The organism is Capillimicrobium parvum, from assembly GCF_021172045.1.
GTDB classification, from domain to species: domain Bacteria; phylum Actinomycetota; class Thermoleophilia; order Solirubrobacterales; family Solirubrobacteraceae; genus Capillimicrobium; species Capillimicrobium parvum.
This window is the reverse complement of the sequence record NZ_CP087164.1, coordinates 1497515-1513985: the sequence shown is the minus strand read 5'-3', so window position 1 is coordinate 1513985 and position 16471 is coordinate 1497515. Positions and strand designations below refer to the sequence as shown.

Sequence of the window (16471 nt, the reverse complement as noted above, 5' to 3'; positions counted from 1 at the left end):
CCCGGCTCAGGTGGCGCGGCCTTCCATCCCGGTGGCCTCGCTCTTGTCGCGGCTCGGTATCCGCGTCTGCGGAGAAGGTACGCCCCCGAACGACCCCGCGTCAAGTGCGATATCGCATTTACCGCAGAATGGGCGGTTCAGCGGTTGGCTTCGCGCAATGCGCGCTGCATGTCGCGCTTCGTCTCGCGCTCGCGGATCGACTCTCGCTTGTCGAAGCGGTCCTTGCCGCGCGCGAGCGCGATCTCCACCTTCGCGAACGGGCCGCGGAAGTACACCCGCGTCGGCACGAGCGTCAGGCCCTTTTCCTGGATGCGCCCGCCGAGCCGGTCGAGCTCACGCCGGCTGACGAGCAGCTTGCGCGCGCGCTCGGGATCGTGGTTGTCGCGCGAGGCCGGCGCGTACGGCGGGATGTGGACGTTGTGCAGCCACAGCTCGCCGTCGTGGATCGCGGCGTAGCCGTCCTTCAGCTGGGCGCCCGTCGTGCGCAGGGCCTTGACCTCGGTGCCGAGCAGCACCATCCCCGCCTCGACCTTGTCGAGGAACTCGAACCGGAAGCTCGCCTGCCGGTTGCTCGCGACGTCGCCCGGCGCCGCCTTCTTCTTGCCGCCCTTGGCCATACTCAGACCGTAGCCGAGCCGAACTCGTCCTCCAGGGGCCCGAGGTCGACCCGACCCCGCGGCGAGTCGACGCGCTCGACGCGCACCGCCACCTCGTCGCCCACACGGAGAGACCCGCCCGACCGCGTCCCCTCGAGGATCGTGCCCGGCTCGTTGAGCTCCCACCAGTCGCCCCGCAGCCGCCGGACCGGCAGCATGCCCTCGTAGCCGTCGCCGAACGCCACGAACGCGCCCGCGCCGATCACCCCGGTCACCTCGCCGGCGAACTCGCGGTCGAAGCCGTTCTCGAAGAGCTCGCGCTCGAGCAGCAGGCAGCGCGCGATGTCGTCGGCGGTGCGCTCGACGTCCATCGCGTCGCGCTCGCGCGCCGACGACCACTCCGCCACCGACGGCAGCTTCGACGCGTTCGGCGCCTCCTCCCCGCCGCCGACGGCGCTCAGCAGCGCGCGATGGCAGACGAGGTCCGGGTAGCGGCGGATCGGCGACGTGAAGTGGCAGTACGCGGCGGAGCTGAGGCCGGCGTGGCCCAGGTTGCGCGGTGAGTAGTACGCCTGCTTGAGCGCGCGCAGGACGAGCGACGTGAGCCCCTGACGGCCGTGGCCGACCCGCCGGACGTGCTCGTCGACGCGGTGCGAGCACTCGGCGACGATCTCCGCCGCCTGCGAGGGCGACATGGGCTCGGGCACCGGCGGCGTCGGGACGCTCAGCGACGCCAGCTGGTCGACCAGGCGCTGCACGCGCAGCGGCTCCGGACGCTCGTGGACGCGGTAGAGCGCGGGCACGTGGCGCTGCTCGAGCAGCGTCGCGACCTGCTCGTTGGCGGCGATCATCAGATGCTCGATGAGCCGGTGCGACTCGGTCTGCACGCTGCGTTCCGCGCCCGTGACGTTGCCGCGCGGGTCGAACGCGAAGTCCGGCTCGGCGCTCTCGACCGCCAGGGCGCCGTGGCGCTCGCGCGCCGCCTGCAGCGCCGCCGCGACCGCCCGCGCCGCGCGCAGCGGCTCGCCCCACGGCTGCGCCCAGGGCTCGGCGCCCGCGAAGACGCGGTCCACGCGGTCGTAGTCGAGCCGCTCGTCGGAGCGGATCACCGAGCGGTAGAACGCCGCGCGCGTCACGCGCGCGCCGTCGAAGTCCATCTCGACCGTCACCGCCAGGCGGTCCTGGTTCGGGCGCAGCGAGCACGCGTCGTTGGACAGCGCCTCGGGGAGCATCGGCTCGACCGCGCCCGGCACATAGACCGACGTGCCGCGCCGGGCGGCCTCGCGGTCGACGAGCGAGCCGGGCCGCACGAACGCGCCGACGTCGGCGATGTGCACCCAGATCCGGCTGCCGTCGGCCGAGATGGCGTCGTCGAAGTCCTTCGCCGTGACCGGGTCGATCGTGAACGTCGTCAGGTCGCGCAGGTCGCGCCGGGAGGCGCCGGCCTCGCCGCCCGCGTCGCGGGCCTCCCGGGCCGCCCGCTCGACGGCCGGATCGAACCGGCGCGGCAGGCCCCGGTCGAGCATGAACGCCTCGATGAGCGCCCGCGCGTTGTCCGGGCGTCCGAGGACCCGCAGCACCTTCGCCCGCTGCTTCGGGCCGCGCCCCGGCCGCACGAGCACGAGATCGCCGACCCGCGCCTCTCGGGAGGACTCCACCGGGACGCCGCGCCCCGGCGCGAAGAACGGCGCCACCGTGAGGTAGCGACCGCGCTTGACCAGCTCGCCGACGAGGCCGGCCGGCCCGCCGCTCACTGCCCGAGCTGCCCCGCGAGGACCTTCACGCCCGCGTCGACCGTCTCGTCCGGCTTCGTCTTCGGGTTGTCGGGGGCCTTCACATCAGGCTGGATACCCCGCCCGCGCTTGACTCCACCCCCACCGAGGTTGCGCCCGCTCGGCAGGAAGTACTCGCCGACCGTCAGATCGAGCGCGCCGCCGTTGGACAGGCGCATGACCTCCTGGAAGACGCCCTTGCCGAACGTGCGCGTGCCGACCACCTCGCCGCGGTGGTGATCCTGGATCGCGCCGGACACGATCTCGGCGGCCGAGGCCGTGTCGCCGTCGACCAGGACGGCGACCGGGATCTTCGTCGAGATCGCCCCGCCGACCGCGTCGAGCGTCTTCGTCGGCTGGTTGCGCCCGCGGATCGTGACGATCTTGCCGTCGGGCACGAAGATCGACGAGACGAGCCGCGCCTCGTCGAGGAGGCCACCGCCGTTGTGGCGCAGGTCGAGCAGGATGCCCTTCGCGCCCTGCTTGAGGCGCTTGTCGATCTCCTGGCGCAGCTCGCCGTGCGCGCCGCGGCTGAACGTCGACAGGGCGACCTGCGCGACCTTCGTGCCGTCCGCGGTCCTGCGCATCCGCGATGCGACGACCGGGACGGAGACGACGGCCCGCTCGACGTCGCGGGTGATCCGCCGGCCGTCGCGCACGAGGGCGAGCTTGACCTTCGTCCCCTCGGGACCGCGGATGCGCGCGCTGGACTGCTTCGACGAGAGCCCGGCGAGGTCCTGGCCGGCGGCCTCGACGATCAGGTCGCCCGGCTTGACGCCCGCGCGCTGGGCGGGCGAGCCGTCGTAGACGTGCGCGACCTTGAGCCCCTTGTCGTCCTCGGTCACCGTGATGCCGACGCCGACGAACTGCGCGTTGGAGGAGTGGACGTACTGGCTGTAGTCCTTCGGCGTGAAGTAGTGCGAGTAGCGGTCGTTGAGCTTGGCCACCATGCCCGCGATGGCGTCGTCGGTCAGCCTGCTCTCATCGACCTTGCGGTAGTACTTGCCCGCGACGTCGTCGAGCGCCTCGTCGAACAGCTGCGCCTTCTGGTCGCGGACGAGCGCGTCGCGGACCGGGTCCGGAAGGCGGTCGGGGTGACCGCCCAGCCAGATGCCGAGCGCGAGGAGCACCAGCCCGGCGAGCGCGGGCAGGACGTACAGCAGCGGGCGACGCACCCGGTCAGGTTACGCGCACCCTGTAACAGCCGGCTCAAGCCGGGCTGTCTAGACCTTCAAGAAACGGCGCAGCGAGAGGCCCGAGCCGAGCGCGGACACGCCCACCGCCGCGAGCATCAGCAGCAGCGCGAGCACCGGCAGTGCCAGCGTCTGGGGCGCCGAGATCAGCGCGAAGTCCGACGCGAGGGGATCGACGAAGGCGACCTTGCCGACGAGCAGCAGGAGGATCGCGAGCACCCCGCCGATCGAGCCGAGGATCACGCCCTCGATGACGAACGGCCAGCGGATGAACCAGTCGGTGGCGCCGACGAGCTTCATGACCTCGACCTCCCGCCGGCGCGAGAACAGCGACAGGCGGATGGTGTTGGAGACCAGCAGCGCCGAGGCGATGATCAGCAGGCCGCACAGCAAGGCCATGGCGAGCTTGACGACCTTCGTGGCCGAGAGGATCTTGTCCGTCTCGTCCTTGCGGTTCTTGACCTCGTCGATCGCCGGGTCGATGACGGTGCGGCCGCCGCCCGGGGTCTGGGGCGACAGGGCGTTGCGGATCGCCTCGACGTTCTCGGGCTTGTCGGGCGTGACGCGGAACGTGTCGGGCAGCGGGTTGGACCCCAGCAGCTCGTAGGCCTCGGGGTTGCGCTTCTTCTGCTCCTTGTACGCCTGCTCCTTGGAGACGTACTGGACCGACTTGACGTGGTCGGTGCGGTCGATGAGCAACTGGCGCACGCGCTGCACCTGGGCGTCCGTGGCCCCCGTGGTGAGGTACACGTCGAGCAGGACCTTCGAGCGCACCTCGTTGGCGGCGCCCGTGGTCGCCTGGACGACGGGGATGAACACGCCGAGGACGAGGAGCGTCACGAGCACCGACGCCATCGCGGCGAAGGACGGAATCGGGTTGCGGCGCATCGACCGCACCGACTCCTTGAAGAAGAACCCGAGCTTCACGTCTCGAGGTGCTCCTGGAGGATCGCGCCGAGCTCGGCGGTGTTCGGCTCGTTGCCGCTGTAGCGCGCGGCGGCCTGGTCGCGGATGACGCGGCCGCGCTGCAGCTCGATCACGCGGCGGCGCATGCGGTCGACCATCGTCACGTCGTGCGTGGCGACGACCACCGTGGTGCCGGTGCGGTTGATCCGGTACAGCAGCTGCATGATCCCGATGGACGTCTCGGGATCGAGGTTGCCGGTCGGCTCGTCGGCCAGCAGCAGCGGCGGGTGGTTGACGAACGCGCGCGCGATCGCCACGCGCTGCTGCTCGCCGCCCGACAGCTGGTCGGGCATGTTGTGCAGCTTCGTCGCAAGGCCCGTCAGGCGCAGGATGTCCGGCACCTTCTGGCGGATCTCCTTGCGCCGGCCGCCCGTCACCTGGATCGCGTAGGCGACGTTGTCGTGGACCGTGCGGTTGGGCAGCAGCTTGAAGTCCTGGAAGACCATGCCGATGTTGCGGCGGTAGTACGGCACCTTGCGGCGCCCGAGCTCCGACAGGTCCTTGCCGGCGACGCGCAGGCGCCCGTCGGTGATGTCGAGCTCCTTGATGAGCAGGCGCATGAGCGTCGACTTGCCCGAGCCGGACTGCCCGACGATGAAGACGAACTCCCCGCGGTTGATCGTCAGGGTGACGTCGTCGAGACCGATGTCGCCGCTGTCGTAGCGCTTCGTGACGTTGCGCAGCTCGATGACGGCGGGGGTCCGGGGCGCCCGCGGCGGGGGCGCGATGGTGCGTGCTGGCTGTTCGGTTGCGGCCATGAGGAGCGCACAAGGTAGGACCCGCCCCCGCGCTCACGTGCAGGACGCCGTGCACGCAATCCGCCTTGCACCTCAGCGCAGTTTCCTCAGGAACGGGACGACGGTCTGCAGGAACGCGTTGCGGCCCGGGAGGATCGGCAGGCGCAGGTCGCCGCTGTCGGCCAGGCGGCCGATGTGCGACTGGACGAGCGCGAGGCTCGGCGGGCCGGTCTTGACGTCGAGGGCGTAGCCGTAGCCGGCCAGGTTCGTGGCGGCGACCGGCGCCTTGAGGTTGGCGGGCAGCAGCGGCCAGGCCTGCAGGATCGACGGCTCGTCGGGGGCCAGCAGCGTGGTCGTGGAGCCGACCGCGTTGAACACGCCGGCCGACCAGGGCAGGCCGAGGCCGGTCAGGTCGAGGAACGGCGAGCTCGTCGCGAGCTGGTCCAGCGAGGCGCCCGCCTGCGCGGCGGTCGGGGCCGAGCCGAGGCCGCTGACGCCGTCGATGAAGACGAGCGACTCGAGGTCGCGCGCCGCGGCCGGCGCGGACGCCGAACATCCCAGCGTGACGACCAGGGCGGCGATGGCGACGGCGACGGGACGGCGGGGCACGGCGGCTCTCCTCGGGGCGCGGCGCCGGCAGCGTACCCTGAGCCGCATGGCGCAGATCACCCAGGAAGAGCTCCCCAACGGCCTGCCGCTGTATCGGGTGGGGCTGCCCGGCACGCGGTCGACGACCATCCTCGTGGCCTTCGACGCGGGCGCGCGCACCGAGCGCACGGAGGAGAACGGCGCGGCGCACTTCCTCGAGCACCTCGTCTTCAAGGGCGGCGAGCTCTTCGACGACTACCGCAAGGTCAACGAGACGGCGGAGCGGATGGGCGCGATGCTCAACGCCTACACGTCGCACGACCTCGTCGCCTTCCACATCACCTGCCGCGCCGAGCGCACGATGGAGGCGCTCGACCTGCTCACCGACTTCGTCGGGCGCCCCCGCATCGACGCCGAGGAGCTCGACCGCGAGCGCGGCGTCGTCATCCAGGAGATCAACCGCTCCTTCGACCAGCCCTCGACCGTCGCCGAGTACCTGATCGACCGCACCGCGTTCGGCGAGCACCCGCTGGGGCGGCCCGTGCTCGGGCCCGAGGATCACCTGCGGACGTTCACGCGCGACGCGATCGTCGGCTTCCGCGAGCGGCGCTGGTCCGGTCGCCGCGGCGGCGCGTTCATCGTCGGCAACGTCGAGCACGTCCCCGTGGGCCCACACGACAGCGGGTCGGGTGCGGTGGGCGAGCTGCTCGGCCGCTTCCCCGACCTCCCCGCGCCGGAGGGCTACGACCCCGCCCCCACGCTGAAGACCGAGCGGGCCGTCGAGCAGCGCGACACGAACCAGTCGCACCTGCGGATGATGTACGCGCCGCAGGTCGACGTGGGCGACGTGCGCCAGCGCGCGGCGCTGGCGATCTACTCGACGCTGCTGGGCGGCTCGATGGGCTCGCGGCTGTTCGACGAGATCCGCGAGCAGCGCGGGCTGTGCTACTCGGTCTGGTCGATCGACCACTCGTTCGCGGATGCGCCGGTCCTGCAGCTCGGCGCGGGCCTCGACTCGAGCAAGTGCATCGAGGCCTACACGCGAATGCGCGAGATCGTGGCCGAGCTGCACGACGACGGGCCGACGGAGGACGAGGTGGCCCGCGCCCAGGCCTATGCGGCCGGCCGCCGGGTCCTCGCCTTCGAGAACACGAACGCCGTGGCCCGCTACGCCGCCACGCAGCGGATCGTCTTCGACGAGGACATCGACCCCGACGCGGCGATCGCCGCCCTGGACGCCGTGACCTTCGACGAGGTGCGCGAGGTCGCGGCCGCGATCGATCCCCAGCGGCTGGCCGTCGCCTGTGTCGGGCCGCACGAGGCAGGCGAGTTCGCGTAGTCCCGCGTTGGCGTGACGCCGCGGGCGATGGCAGGATGGGCGGCGGGATGGCGATCAACCACCGCGAGCTCGAGCGCTATCTGGCCCGCGTGGGAGACCGCTGGCCGATCGAGCGGGCCTACCTCGGGGGCGCGCGGGTCGATGACGAGCGCGGCCTCGGCCTTCAGCGCGAGCGCGGGCCGGAATACGTGATCGTGCTCGTCTCGGAGGGCTTCGCGGGCACGCCGTGGCTCGAGCGCGTCTACGTCGCCGGCAACCTCTGGGACGCGTCCGAGATGGGCGATTACGCCGACGTCCACTGCTACACGCCGGAGGAGATGGCCCGCAAGGAGCAGACGCTCAAGCGGGTGCAGCGGGCGGTGGAGAACGGAATCGACCTGCTGGCCCCGCCACCGCCGCCGGGCGAGGCGGGGCTCGGATCGAAGGCCCAGCCCTCGGCGTGATCAGCCGGGCGCGCGCGGGGCGATCACGCGCTCGCCGGGCGCGACGGCCGCCGCGGTCACCAGCCGCGCGAGCAGCAGCGCGGCGGCGAGCTCGACGGCCAGCAGCGAGAGCAGCACGGTCAGCTGGACGCGGGCGGCCTCCCCCGGCGAGGCGCCTCCGAGGACGAGGCCGACGAACGTTCCCGGCAAGGTGACGAGCCCGACGTTCCGGGTCTGGTCCATGACCGGCACGAGCGCCGTGCCGACCGCCCGCCGGACGGCCGGGAACAGCGCGGTGCGCGCGGGCGCGCCCAGGGCGAGGCGCGCCTCGATCTCGTCGATGCGGTCCTGGAGCTCCTCGAGCAGCCGCCGGCCGGCGAGCGAGACGGCGGCCATCGCGCCGCCGATCAGGATCCCGGCGACCGGGATGATCCCGCGCGGGGTGGCGGGAAACGCCCCGGCGGCCAGCAGCAGCCCCAGCGCGGTGAGCGCGGGCGCCCCGATCGCCACCGCGGACACGAGCACCGGCCGCCGGACGCCCCGCACCCGCCGTGCCGAGGTGACGCTCGCGGCGCCGAGCATGACGACGATGAACGCGGCGGCCAGCCCGATGTGCTTGAAGACCAGCGTGACGAGCAGGCCGACGGCGGTGAGCTGCACGATCGACCGCAGCGCGACGATCCCGAGCTCGCGCTCGAGGCCCATGCGGGTGGCCGCGGAGAGGGCGATCGCGGCGAGCACGAGGCCGACGGCCACGGCGATCTGGCTGACGGCGGCCTGGCTGACGGCTAGCGCCACGCGGGCTCGGCCTCCCACCCGGCGACGACCTCGGCGGGCGCCCCGGCGCTGACCACCGCGCCGTCGACGAGCAGGACGGCGCGATCGGCGAGCCGCTGGACGAGCGCGACGTCGTGTGCGGTGACGACGATGGTCAGCCCCACCGCCGCGAGCCGGCGGATCAGCTCGGCGATGGCGGCGGCGCGAGCCGGGTCCAGCGCGGCCGTGGGCTCGTCGAAGAGCAGCGCCTCCGGGCCGCGGACGAGCGCCCGGGCGATCGCCACCCGCGCGCGCTCGCCGCCGGAGAGCTCGGCCGCGGGACGGGCGAGGAACGCCTGGGCGAGCTCGGCCTGGTCGAGCGCGGCGCGCACCTGGGCCTCGGAGAGGTCCTCGGCGGCGTACGTGAGGTTGGCGCGCACGTCGCCCGGGAGCATCACCGGCGCCTGGGCGACGAGGCCGACGCGCCGGCGCAGGCCACAGGGATCGAGGCTGCGCACGTCCGCGCCGTCGACGAGCACGCGGCCCGCGTGCGGCTCCTCCAGGCGCACGAGGCAGCGCAGGACGCTGGACTTGCCGGCGCCCGACGGCCCGAGCAGCGCGGTGATCGAGCCGGCGGCCGCGGAGATCGTCACGTCGCGGAGCACCGCGCGACCGCCGCGCTCCAGGTCGACGTGCTCGAGGCTCAGCACCACGGGCAGAGCTTCTCAGCTGAGCAGGCGCGCGAAACGGGCGGCGTCGACGTTGCCGCCCGACAGCGTCACGCCGATGCGCTGCGCCCCGTCGAGCTCGACGCGCCCGGCGAGCAGCGCGGCGAGCGCGCAGGCGCCGCTCGGCTCCACGACGAGCTTGCAGCGCTCGAAGAGGAAGCGCATCGCCGCCACGATCTCGGCGTCCGAGGCGACGGCGACCGCGTCCACCCGCTCGCGGATCACCGGCCAGGTGCGCTCGCCCGGGACCGGGATCTGCTGGCCGTCGGCGATCGTGTCGGGGACCGCGATCCGCACGCGGTCGCCGGCAGCGAGCGACCGGCGCACGTCGTCGCCGGCCTCCGGCTCGACGCCGACCACGCGAGTCCCGTCGTCGAGGCCCTTGGCCGCGGTCGCGCACCCGGCGATCAGCCCGCCCCCGCCGATGCATACGAGCAGGGCGTCGAGCGGGCCGGCGTCCTCGATGAGCTCGAGCGCCGCCGTGCCCTGGCCGGCCATGACGCGGTCGTCGTCGTAGGGGTGAACGGGCGTCATCCCGCGTTCGGCGGCAAGAGCGGCCAGCAGCTCCTCGCGGTCCTCGGCGTAGCGGTCGAACGGCACGATCTCCGCGCCGTAGCCGATCGTGGCCTGCACCTTCGACCCGGGCGCATCCCCGGGCATGAGGATCAGCGCCGGAACGTCGTGGAGCCGCGCAGCGAGCGCGAGCGCCTGCGCGTGGTTGCCCGACGACGCGGTGACCACGCCCCGGGCCCGCTGCTTCGGGTCCATCGCCGCCACCGCGTTGTAGGCGCCCCGGAACTTGAACGCGCCGACGCGCTGCAGGTTCTCGGCCTTGAGCACCACCCGCGCCCCCACGCGCTCGTCGAGCGTGCGCGAGCGCACCGCCGGCGTGCGGTGCGCGACGCCGTCCAGGCGCCGCGCCGCCCGGCGGACGTCGTCGAGCGAGATCAGCTGATCGCCACCATGCGCTCGATCGGCAGCCGCGCGCGCTCGGCGATCTCCGGAGCGACCTTGACCTCGTACTTGAGGTCGCGCAGCGCGTCGCGCAGGCCGCTGAGCGTGATCATCTTCATGAACTTGCAGCTGGCGCGCTCGTTGGCGGCGATGAAGTCCACGTCGGGTGCGGCCATCTGGAGCGGGTGCAGCATGCCGATCTCGGTCGCCATGATCGCCGTGCTGCCGCTGCCCTTGTGCTCCGCGGCGTACTTCAGCATCCCGCCGGTCGAGAGCATGTGCACGCCCTCGGAGTCGACGTCGCCGGCGGCCACGTACTCCATCACCGACGTCGAGCAGCCGCACTCGGGGTGGATGAGGAAGTCGGCGCCGGGATGGGCGGCGCGCACCTCGGCGATGTCCGACGGGCGGATGCCGGCGTGGACGTGGCACTCGCCGTCCCACACGTGCATCGGCCGGCCGACCTGCTTCTCGACGTAGGCGCCGAGGAACATGTCGGGCCCGAAGAGGATCTCGGTGTCCGCCCCGTGCTCGCGCAGGATGTGCTCGACGACCTTCACGGCGTTCGACGAGGTCACGCAGTAGTCGGTGAGCGCCTTGATCTCGGCGGTCGTGTTGACGTACATGACGGTGACCGCGCCGGGGTGCTTGGCCTGCCAGGCGGTCAGCTGCTCGGGCGTGATGGAGTCGGCGAGGGAGCAGCCGGCGTCGAGGTCCGGGATCAGGACCGTCTTGTCGGGACAGAGGATCGAGGCCGTCTCGGCCATGAAGTGCACGCCGCAGAAGGCGATGACCGACTCCGGCGCCTTCGCCGCGTGCTGGGAGAGGCCGAGCGAGTCGCCGACGTAGTGCGCGACGTCCTGGACCTCGGGCACCTGGTAGTTGTGGGCGAGGATCACGGCGTCGCGCTCGGCGGCCAGGGCGCGGACCTCGTCCTGCAGGGCGGGGATGTTCTCGAGCGACAGGAGGCTCACGGGGGATCTCCGGGAAATCGGGGAGGGCCTCCCATTCTAGGTAAAGGAGGCCCTCGTCCCGATCCGGCGGGTGCTACGCGGCGATGGTGAAGCGCGCCACCATCCGCTCGAGCTCCTCGGCGCTGCGCGACAGCTGTTGCGCCGACGCGGCGATCTGCTGCGTCGAGGCCGAGGTCTCCTGGGTCGACGCCGACACCTGCTGCGTCGAGGCCGACGACTGCTCGGCGACCGAGGCGACCTCGGTCGTGGCGGTCGCGATGTCGCCGATGCGCCCGCCCATGTCGCGGACCGCCTCGGCGATGCGCTCGAACGAGGCCCGCGCCTGCTCGACGACCGCGGCGCCCTCGTCGGAGCGCTGCGCGCCCGCCTCGACGACGTGCACGGCGCGATCCGTCTCGGACTGGACCTGCTCGATGAGCTGGCCGATCGCCGCGGCCGCCTGCTGGGACTCCTCGGCCAGCTTGCGGACCTCCTCGGCGACGACGGCGAAGCCGCGGCCGGACTCGCCGGCGCGGGCCGCCTCGATCGCGGCGTTCAGCGCGAGCAGGTTCGTCTGCTCCGAGATGCCGGTGATCGTCGCGACGATGCCGCCGATCTCGTCGCTCTTGGCGGCGAGGGCGCGGATCGCCTGGGTGACCTCGACGGTCGACTCGCGGACGGCGCCCATGGCCTCGGTGGCCTGGGCCGCGGCCCCGGCGCCCTCCTCGGCGACCGTGCGGGCCTCGTCGGCGGCGCGGCTGGTCTCCTCGGCCGAGGTCCGGGCGGCGTCCACCATGCGGACCTGGTCCTCGGCGCCCTTGGCGACCTCACCGACGGCCGTGGCGATCTCGTTGACCGCCCGGCCGGCCTCCTCGGAGGTCTGGGCGACCTCGTGGGAGGTGCCGGCGACCGCGTTGGCGGTGCTCTGGACCTCGCCGATCATGCGCGACAGCCCGCTTCGGGTGTCGTTGTAGGCGTCCACCGAGGCCGCGATGTTCTCGCGGATCTCGTTGACGGCCCGGGCGACGTCGCCGAGCTCGTCCTTGGCGATGCGCTCGATCGGCGGCGTGGTCATCTCCACCTGACGGGTCAGGTCGCCCTCGGCGACCGCCTGCACGCCGCCTCGCAGCATCACCGTGCAGTGGTCGCGCAGCTGGCGCAGCGTCGAGAGGATGTCCTTGACGCTGCGGCCGATGCCGCGGCCGATGAGGAACGCGAGGGCGGCGGCGAGCAGGATCGCGACGCCGAGCAGGATGAGGATCTCGCGCTCCGCCGACGTCGTGGCGGAGTGGTCGGCCGCCTGCTGCTGGTCGGCGAACTGCTCGCGGTACCTCTCCCACTTGCCGAGCAGCGCCTGGTTCGCCAGCAGCGCGGTCACCGCGCCGTCCTCGGCCTGGCTCTCCATGACCCCGATGGCGCCCTGCAGGTCCCCGTCGGCGGCCAGGCCGGCGGCAGGGGCGGAGCGCTGCAGGTACGTCGCCAGGCCGGCACGGAACCGGCTCAGGAACTCCTTGTCACGCGGGGTCGCGGCGTACTTCGCGTACTCGCCCACCAGGCCGTCGAGGGTCGCCTTGTTCGCCCTGAGGATCGGCTGGATCTGCTTGACGACCCTCGGGTTCGACGCGTTGAGGATGAGCGCGTACTCCATCATCCGGTACTCGGCCTGCGCGCCGCGCAGGCTGGCGACGATCCTCGTCGCGGGCAACGTGTCGGTCGCGACCGTCCGGGTGCGGTCGGCGCTCCCGGACAGATGGTTCACCGAGATGACGGTGAGGATCGCCATCACGGCGATGATGACCGCGTAGCCCCCGAAGAGCTTGGCGCGGATCGACAGACGAGGCATGGGCGCTTCCTTGCGCTGGTTGACGTTCGACACCCGGTTGGTCGGCCGCGCACGGGCCGAGTTGAGCGCGCGTCAGGTGGCGGTCTCGAGCAGCATGGAGACGTCGAGCGTCGGCGCGGAGTGCGTGAGCGCGCCGAGCGAGACGAAGTCCACGCCGCTGGCCGCGACGTCGCGCAGCGTCTCCTGCGTGACGCCGCCGCTGGCCTCGAGCTCCGCGCGCCCGGCGACCTGCGCGACCGCGGCGCGCAGCTCGGCGGGCGTCATGTTGTCGAGCAGCAGGCGCGGGGCCCCGGCCGCCAGCGCCTCGTCGATCTCCTGGGGGTCGCGGACCTCGACCTCGAGCAGGAGCCCGGGCGCCGCCTTGCGCGCCGCATCGACGGCGGCGGCGATCCCGCCGGCCGCGGCGATGTGGTTCTCCTTGACGAGAATTGCGTCGTGCAGGCCGAAGCGATGGTTCGCGGCGCCGCCGGCCTTCACCGCCTGCTTCTCGAGCGCGCGCAGGCCGGGCGTCGTCTTGCGGGTGTCGAGCACGGTCGCGCCGGTGCCCTGCACGGCGCGGACCGCTCCGGCCGCGGCCGTCGCCACGCCGCTCAGGCGGCCGAGGAAGTTCAGCGCGGTGCGCTCGCCGGTCAGCAGCGCGCGGGCCGAGCCCTCGATGCGCGCGACCGGTCCGCCGTCGCGCCATTGGCCCTCGGCGACGAGGCGCTCGAATATGACACCGGGATCGAGCTGGCGGAACGCCTCCTCGGCCGCGTCGAGGCCGAAGATGACGCCGGGCTGCTTCTGGGTGATCGTGGCGCGGGCGCGGGCGCCCTCGGGGACGGTGGCCTGGGTGGTCACGTCGCCGCTGCCGACGTCCTCCGCCAGCGCCTGGGCCACGGTGGCGCGAAGGTCCATGAGCGCAGCAGGCTAGCTGCTGGCGCCGGCGGCGCCGCGCGCGCCCCGGACGCCGCCGCCCGCCCCCGAGATCGGCCGGGCGGCGTGCGGGTCGAGGCCGGGTGGACGGGTGATCCGGCTCAGTGCGCCAGCACGTTGATCGTGCCGAACGCGGGGTCGCTGGCGCCGTGCAGGCGGGCGCCGGCGGCGGTGAGCTCGCGCAGGTACGCGACCACCTCGCCGGTGATCCGCTCGCCGGGCAGCAGCGCGGGGATGCCCGGCGGGTAGCCGGCGATCGACTCGCAGGAGATGCGGCCGATCGCGTCGTCGACCGCGACGACCTCCGACGCCCCGAGGAAGGCGTCGCGCGGCGCGATCGCCACCTCGTAGCGCAGGGCGGTCGTCGGGCGGCGGATCGCGTCGGTCGGCCTGGCGCCGGGCGGACGGGCGATGCGCTTGATCGTCTCCTCGATGTCGCCGCCGACCCGGACCAGGTCGGCCTCGGGCTGGCCCATGCCGAGCACGAGGACGACGGTCGCCTGCGTGGCGAGCTCGACCTGCACGTCGTAGCTCCGGCGCAGCGCGTCGGAGACCTCGTAGCCGGTGCGGCCGGTCGCGCGAAGGTCGAGCACGACGCGCAGCGGGTCCCAGTCGGCGACCCCCGGCCGGCCGACCTGCTCGGCGCCGACGACGGCGAGGCCGGGCACGGTGGCGAGCTTGTCGCGCAGGCGCCGGCTGCCGGCGAGCGTCTCGTGCAGCAGCGCCTCGCCGTGGACGGCGAGCTGGCGGCGCGCCGCGTCCAGCGAGGCGAGCAGCAGCGAGCTCGGCGAGGTCGAGCGCACGAGCCGGATGGCGCGCGCGACGCGGTCGACGTCGATCCGGCCGGTCGGGGCGACGTGCAGCATCGCCGACTGGGTGAGGGAGCCGACGATCTTGTGGGTGCTCGTCAGCACGGCGTCGGCGCCCTGCTGCAGTGCGCCGGCGGGCAGGTCCGGGTGGAAGCCGAAGTGCGGGCCCCAGGCCTGGTCGACGACGAGCGGGATGCCCGCGGCGTGCGCGACCTCGGCGCATCCGGCGACGTCGGCGACCATCCCGTAGTACGTCGGCGAGACGATGAACGCCGCCTGCGGGCCCTCGGCGCCGGCGATCGCCGCCCGCAGCGTGGCGGGCTCGACGCCGTGCGCCATCCCGAGCTCCTCGTCGTATGCGGGCGCCACGAACTGCGGCATCCCGCCCGACAGCACCAACCCGTCCACCAGCGAGGCGTGGGCGTTGCGCTGCGCGACGACGACCGCGCCCAACGGCGCCAGCGCCAGCGCCAGCGCGTGGTTGCCCTGCGTCGCCCCGTTCGTCAGGAACCACGTCCGCCGCGCCCCGTAGGCCTCCGCTGCGAGCGCCTCCGCGCGCTCGTACGGCGTCGGCGACGGGCCCACGTCGATCCCGCGGATGTCCTGCGGGACGTCGACCATCAGCGCGTCGTCGCCGAGCGCGTGGCGCAGCCCCGGGTCCGCGCCCGCGCCGCCCTTGTGGCCCGGCACGTGGAAGCGGCCCGAGCCGCGGAACCCGTACGCGACGACCGCGTCGAGGTACGGCGCGGTGGGCTGCTCGCCCGGCCCGCTCATCGCCTACGTGGCGCCGGCTTCGCGCAGCAGTTCGGCGCGCACGAACGGGTCGAGGTCGCCGTCGAGGACGCCCTGCGCGTTGCCGGCCTCCACGTTCGTGCGGTGGTCCTTGACCATCGTGTACGGGTGCAGCACGTAGGAGCGGATCTGCGAACCGAAGTTGACGTCCTGCGCGTCGCCCTTCTCGCGGGCGATCTCCTCCTGGCGCTTGCGCTCCTCGAGCTCGGCGAGCTTGGAGCGCAGCATCCCCATCGCGGTCTGACGGTTCGCCGACTGCGAGCGCTCGTTCTGGCACTGGACGACGATCCCGGTCGGCCGGTGCGTGATGCGCACCGCCGAGTCCGTCTTGTTGACGTGCTGGCCCCCGGCGCCCGACGCGCGGTACGTGTCGACCTGGAGATCGTCGTCGTCGATGACGACCTCGGCGGCGTCCTCGACGACCGGCGCGACCTCGAGGCCGGCGAAGCTCGTCTGCCGGCGGTTGGCCGCGTCGAACGGGCTGAGGCGCACGAGCCGGTGCACGCCGCGCTCGGCCTTGTAGAGGCCGTAGGCGTTCTCGCCCTTCGCGAGGAACGTCGCGGACTTGATGCCGGCCTCCTCCCCCGGGCTGACCTCGAGCAGCTCGACGTCGAAGCCCCGCTTCTCGGCCCAGCGCATCTCCATGCGCAGGACCATCTCGGCCCAGTCCTGGGCGTCGGTGCCGCCCGCGCCGGCGTTCACGGTGACGAGCGCGTCGCCCGCGTCGTAGCGGCCGGAGAACAGGCGCTCCATCTCGAGCGCCTGGACGCGCTCCTCGGCCGACGCGATCTGCGTGTCGAGCTCCGCGGCCATCGACTCGTCCTCGTCGGCGAGCTCGACGAGGCCCTCGAGATCCTCGACGTCGGTCGCGAGCGAGCGGAAGGTCTCCAGCCGGCGGCTGGCCCGCGAGTGCTCGCTGGAGGTGCGGCTCGCGCGGTCGTTGTCGTCCCAGAAGCCCGGCTCCTGCATCTCGGCCTCGAGCGAGCTGACCCGCTCGGCGAGGGCGTCGGGGTCCAGGCTCGCGCGCAGCGGCCCGAGCGCCTCCTGGATCGCCGCCACGCGCTGCGCGGCGCTCTGCCGGGTGGTCGATGGCTGGGGCACGCCCCTG

General features: G+C 73.2%; 16 protein-coding genes. 2 read left to right on the top strand and 14 right to left on the bottom strand.

Annotated elements, in window-relative coordinates:
• Window positions 1–137: 137 nt before the first annotated feature.
• From smpB to DSM104329_RS07420, 6 genes are all read right to left on the bottom strand, one after another.
• Window positions 138–623, bottom strand: a complete 486-nt coding sequence (gene smpB / locus DSM104329_RS07445) for an SsrA-binding protein SmpB (RefSeq protein ID WP_407655900.1) — start codon at window positions 621–623, stop codon at window positions 138–140.
• Complete coding sequence (locus DSM104329_RS07440; protein WP_259314767.1) at window positions 620–2350, bottom strand: ribonuclease R family protein; 1731 nt, start codon at window positions 2348–2350, stop codon at window positions 620–622. Before DSM104329_RS07440 ends, smpB begins: the two co-directional genes overlap by 4 nt.
• The gene (locus DSM104329_RS07435; RefSeq protein WP_259314766.1) at window positions 2347–3543 is read right to left on the bottom strand and encodes a S41 family peptidase; all 1197 of its coding nucleotides are present in this window, start codon (window positions 3541–3543) and stop codon (window positions 2347–2349) included. The genes DSM104329_RS07440 and DSM104329_RS07435 overlap by 4 nt, the downstream gene beginning before the upstream one ends.
• A gap of 48 nt (window positions 3544–3591) precedes the next feature.
• The gene (gene ftsX, locus DSM104329_RS07430) at window positions 3592–4488 is read right to left on the bottom strand and encodes a permease-like cell division protein FtsX (RefSeq protein ID WP_259314765.1); all 897 of its coding nucleotides are present in this window, start codon (window positions 4486–4488) and stop codon (window positions 3592–3594) included.
• The gene (ftsE, locus tag DSM104329_RS07425; RefSeq protein WP_259314764.1) at window positions 4485–5285 is read right to left on the bottom strand and encodes a cell division ATP-binding protein FtsE; all 801 of its coding nucleotides are present in this window, start codon (window positions 5283–5285) and stop codon (window positions 4485–4487) included. The genes ftsX and ftsE overlap by 4 nt, the downstream gene beginning before the upstream one ends.
• A gap of 72 nt (window positions 5286–5357) precedes the next feature.
• On the bottom strand, window positions 5358–5873 hold the full coding sequence (locus DSM104329_RS07420; protein ID WP_259314763.1) for a hypothetical protein: 516 nt from the start codon (window positions 5871–5873) through the stop codon (window positions 5358–5360).
• Between the two features lie 46 nt (window positions 5874–5919).
• On the opposite strand from DSM104329_RS07420, the gene DSM104329_RS07415 reads away from it, so the two are divergent.
• Window positions 5920–7191, top strand: a complete 1272-nt coding sequence (locus DSM104329_RS07415; RefSeq protein ID WP_259314762.1) for a M16 family metallopeptidase — start codon at window positions 5920–5922, stop codon at window positions 7189–7191.
• A 47-nt stretch (window positions 7192–7238) separates the two neighbouring features.
• Window positions 7239–7634: a hypothetical protein gene (locus DSM104329_RS07410; protein ID WP_259314761.1), complete on the top strand. Its 396-nt coding sequence runs from the start codon at window positions 7239–7241 to the stop codon at window positions 7632–7634.
• On the opposite strand, the gene DSM104329_RS07405 is transcribed toward DSM104329_RS07410, so the two are convergent.
• From DSM104329_RS07405 to prfB, 8 genes are all read right to left on the bottom strand, one after another.
• Window positions 7635–8411 carry an ABC transporter permease gene (locus DSM104329_RS07405; RefSeq protein ID WP_259314760.1) on the bottom strand — a complete coding sequence of 259 codons (777 nt, stop codon included), beginning with the start codon at window positions 8409–8411 and terminating at the stop codon, window positions 7635–7637. It abuts the gene before it with no gap.
• Window positions 8402–9082, bottom strand: a complete 681-nt coding sequence (locus tag DSM104329_RS07400) for an ABC transporter ATP-binding protein (RefSeq protein WP_259314759.1) — start codon at window positions 9080–9082, stop codon at window positions 8402–8404. The genes DSM104329_RS07405 and DSM104329_RS07400 overlap by 10 nt, the downstream gene beginning before the upstream one ends.
• A gap of 12 nt (window positions 9083–9094) precedes the next feature.
• Window positions 9095–10048, bottom strand: a complete 954-nt coding sequence (locus DSM104329_RS07395) for a pyridoxal-phosphate dependent enzyme (protein ID WP_407655899.1) — start codon at window positions 10046–10048, stop codon at window positions 9095–9097.
• Window positions 10045–11025, bottom strand: a complete 981-nt coding sequence (gene nadA / locus DSM104329_RS07390; RefSeq protein WP_259314758.1) for a quinolinate synthase NadA — start codon at window positions 11023–11025, stop codon at window positions 10045–10047. Before nadA ends, DSM104329_RS07395 begins: the two co-directional genes overlap by 4 nt.
• Before the next feature lie 73 nt (window positions 11026–11098).
• Window positions 11099–12847, bottom strand: coding sequence for a methyl-accepting chemotaxis protein (locus DSM104329_RS07385; RefSeq protein ID WP_259314757.1), 1749 nt, complete (start codon window positions 12845–12847; stop codon window positions 11099–11101).
• 72 nt (window positions 12848–12919) lie between these two features.
• On the bottom strand, window positions 12920–13744 hold the full coding sequence (gene nadC, locus DSM104329_RS07380; protein ID WP_259314756.1) for a carboxylating nicotinate-nucleotide diphosphorylase: 825 nt from the start codon (window positions 13742–13744) through the stop codon (window positions 12920–12922).
• Between the two features lie 119 nt (window positions 13745–13863).
• Window positions 13864–15345 (bottom strand): aminotransferase class I/II-fold pyridoxal phosphate-dependent enzyme, encoded by a 1482-nt coding sequence (locus DSM104329_RS07375; RefSeq protein WP_259314755.1) that lies wholly within the window; start codon window positions 15343–15345, stop codon window positions 13864–13866.
• 3 nt (window positions 15346–15348) lie between these two features.
• Window positions 15349–16464, bottom strand: a complete 1116-nt coding sequence (gene prfB / locus DSM104329_RS07370) for a peptide chain release factor 2 (protein WP_407655872.1) — start codon at window positions 16462–16464, stop codon at window positions 15349–15351.
• Between the last annotated feature and the right edge of the window lie 7 nt (window positions 16465–16471).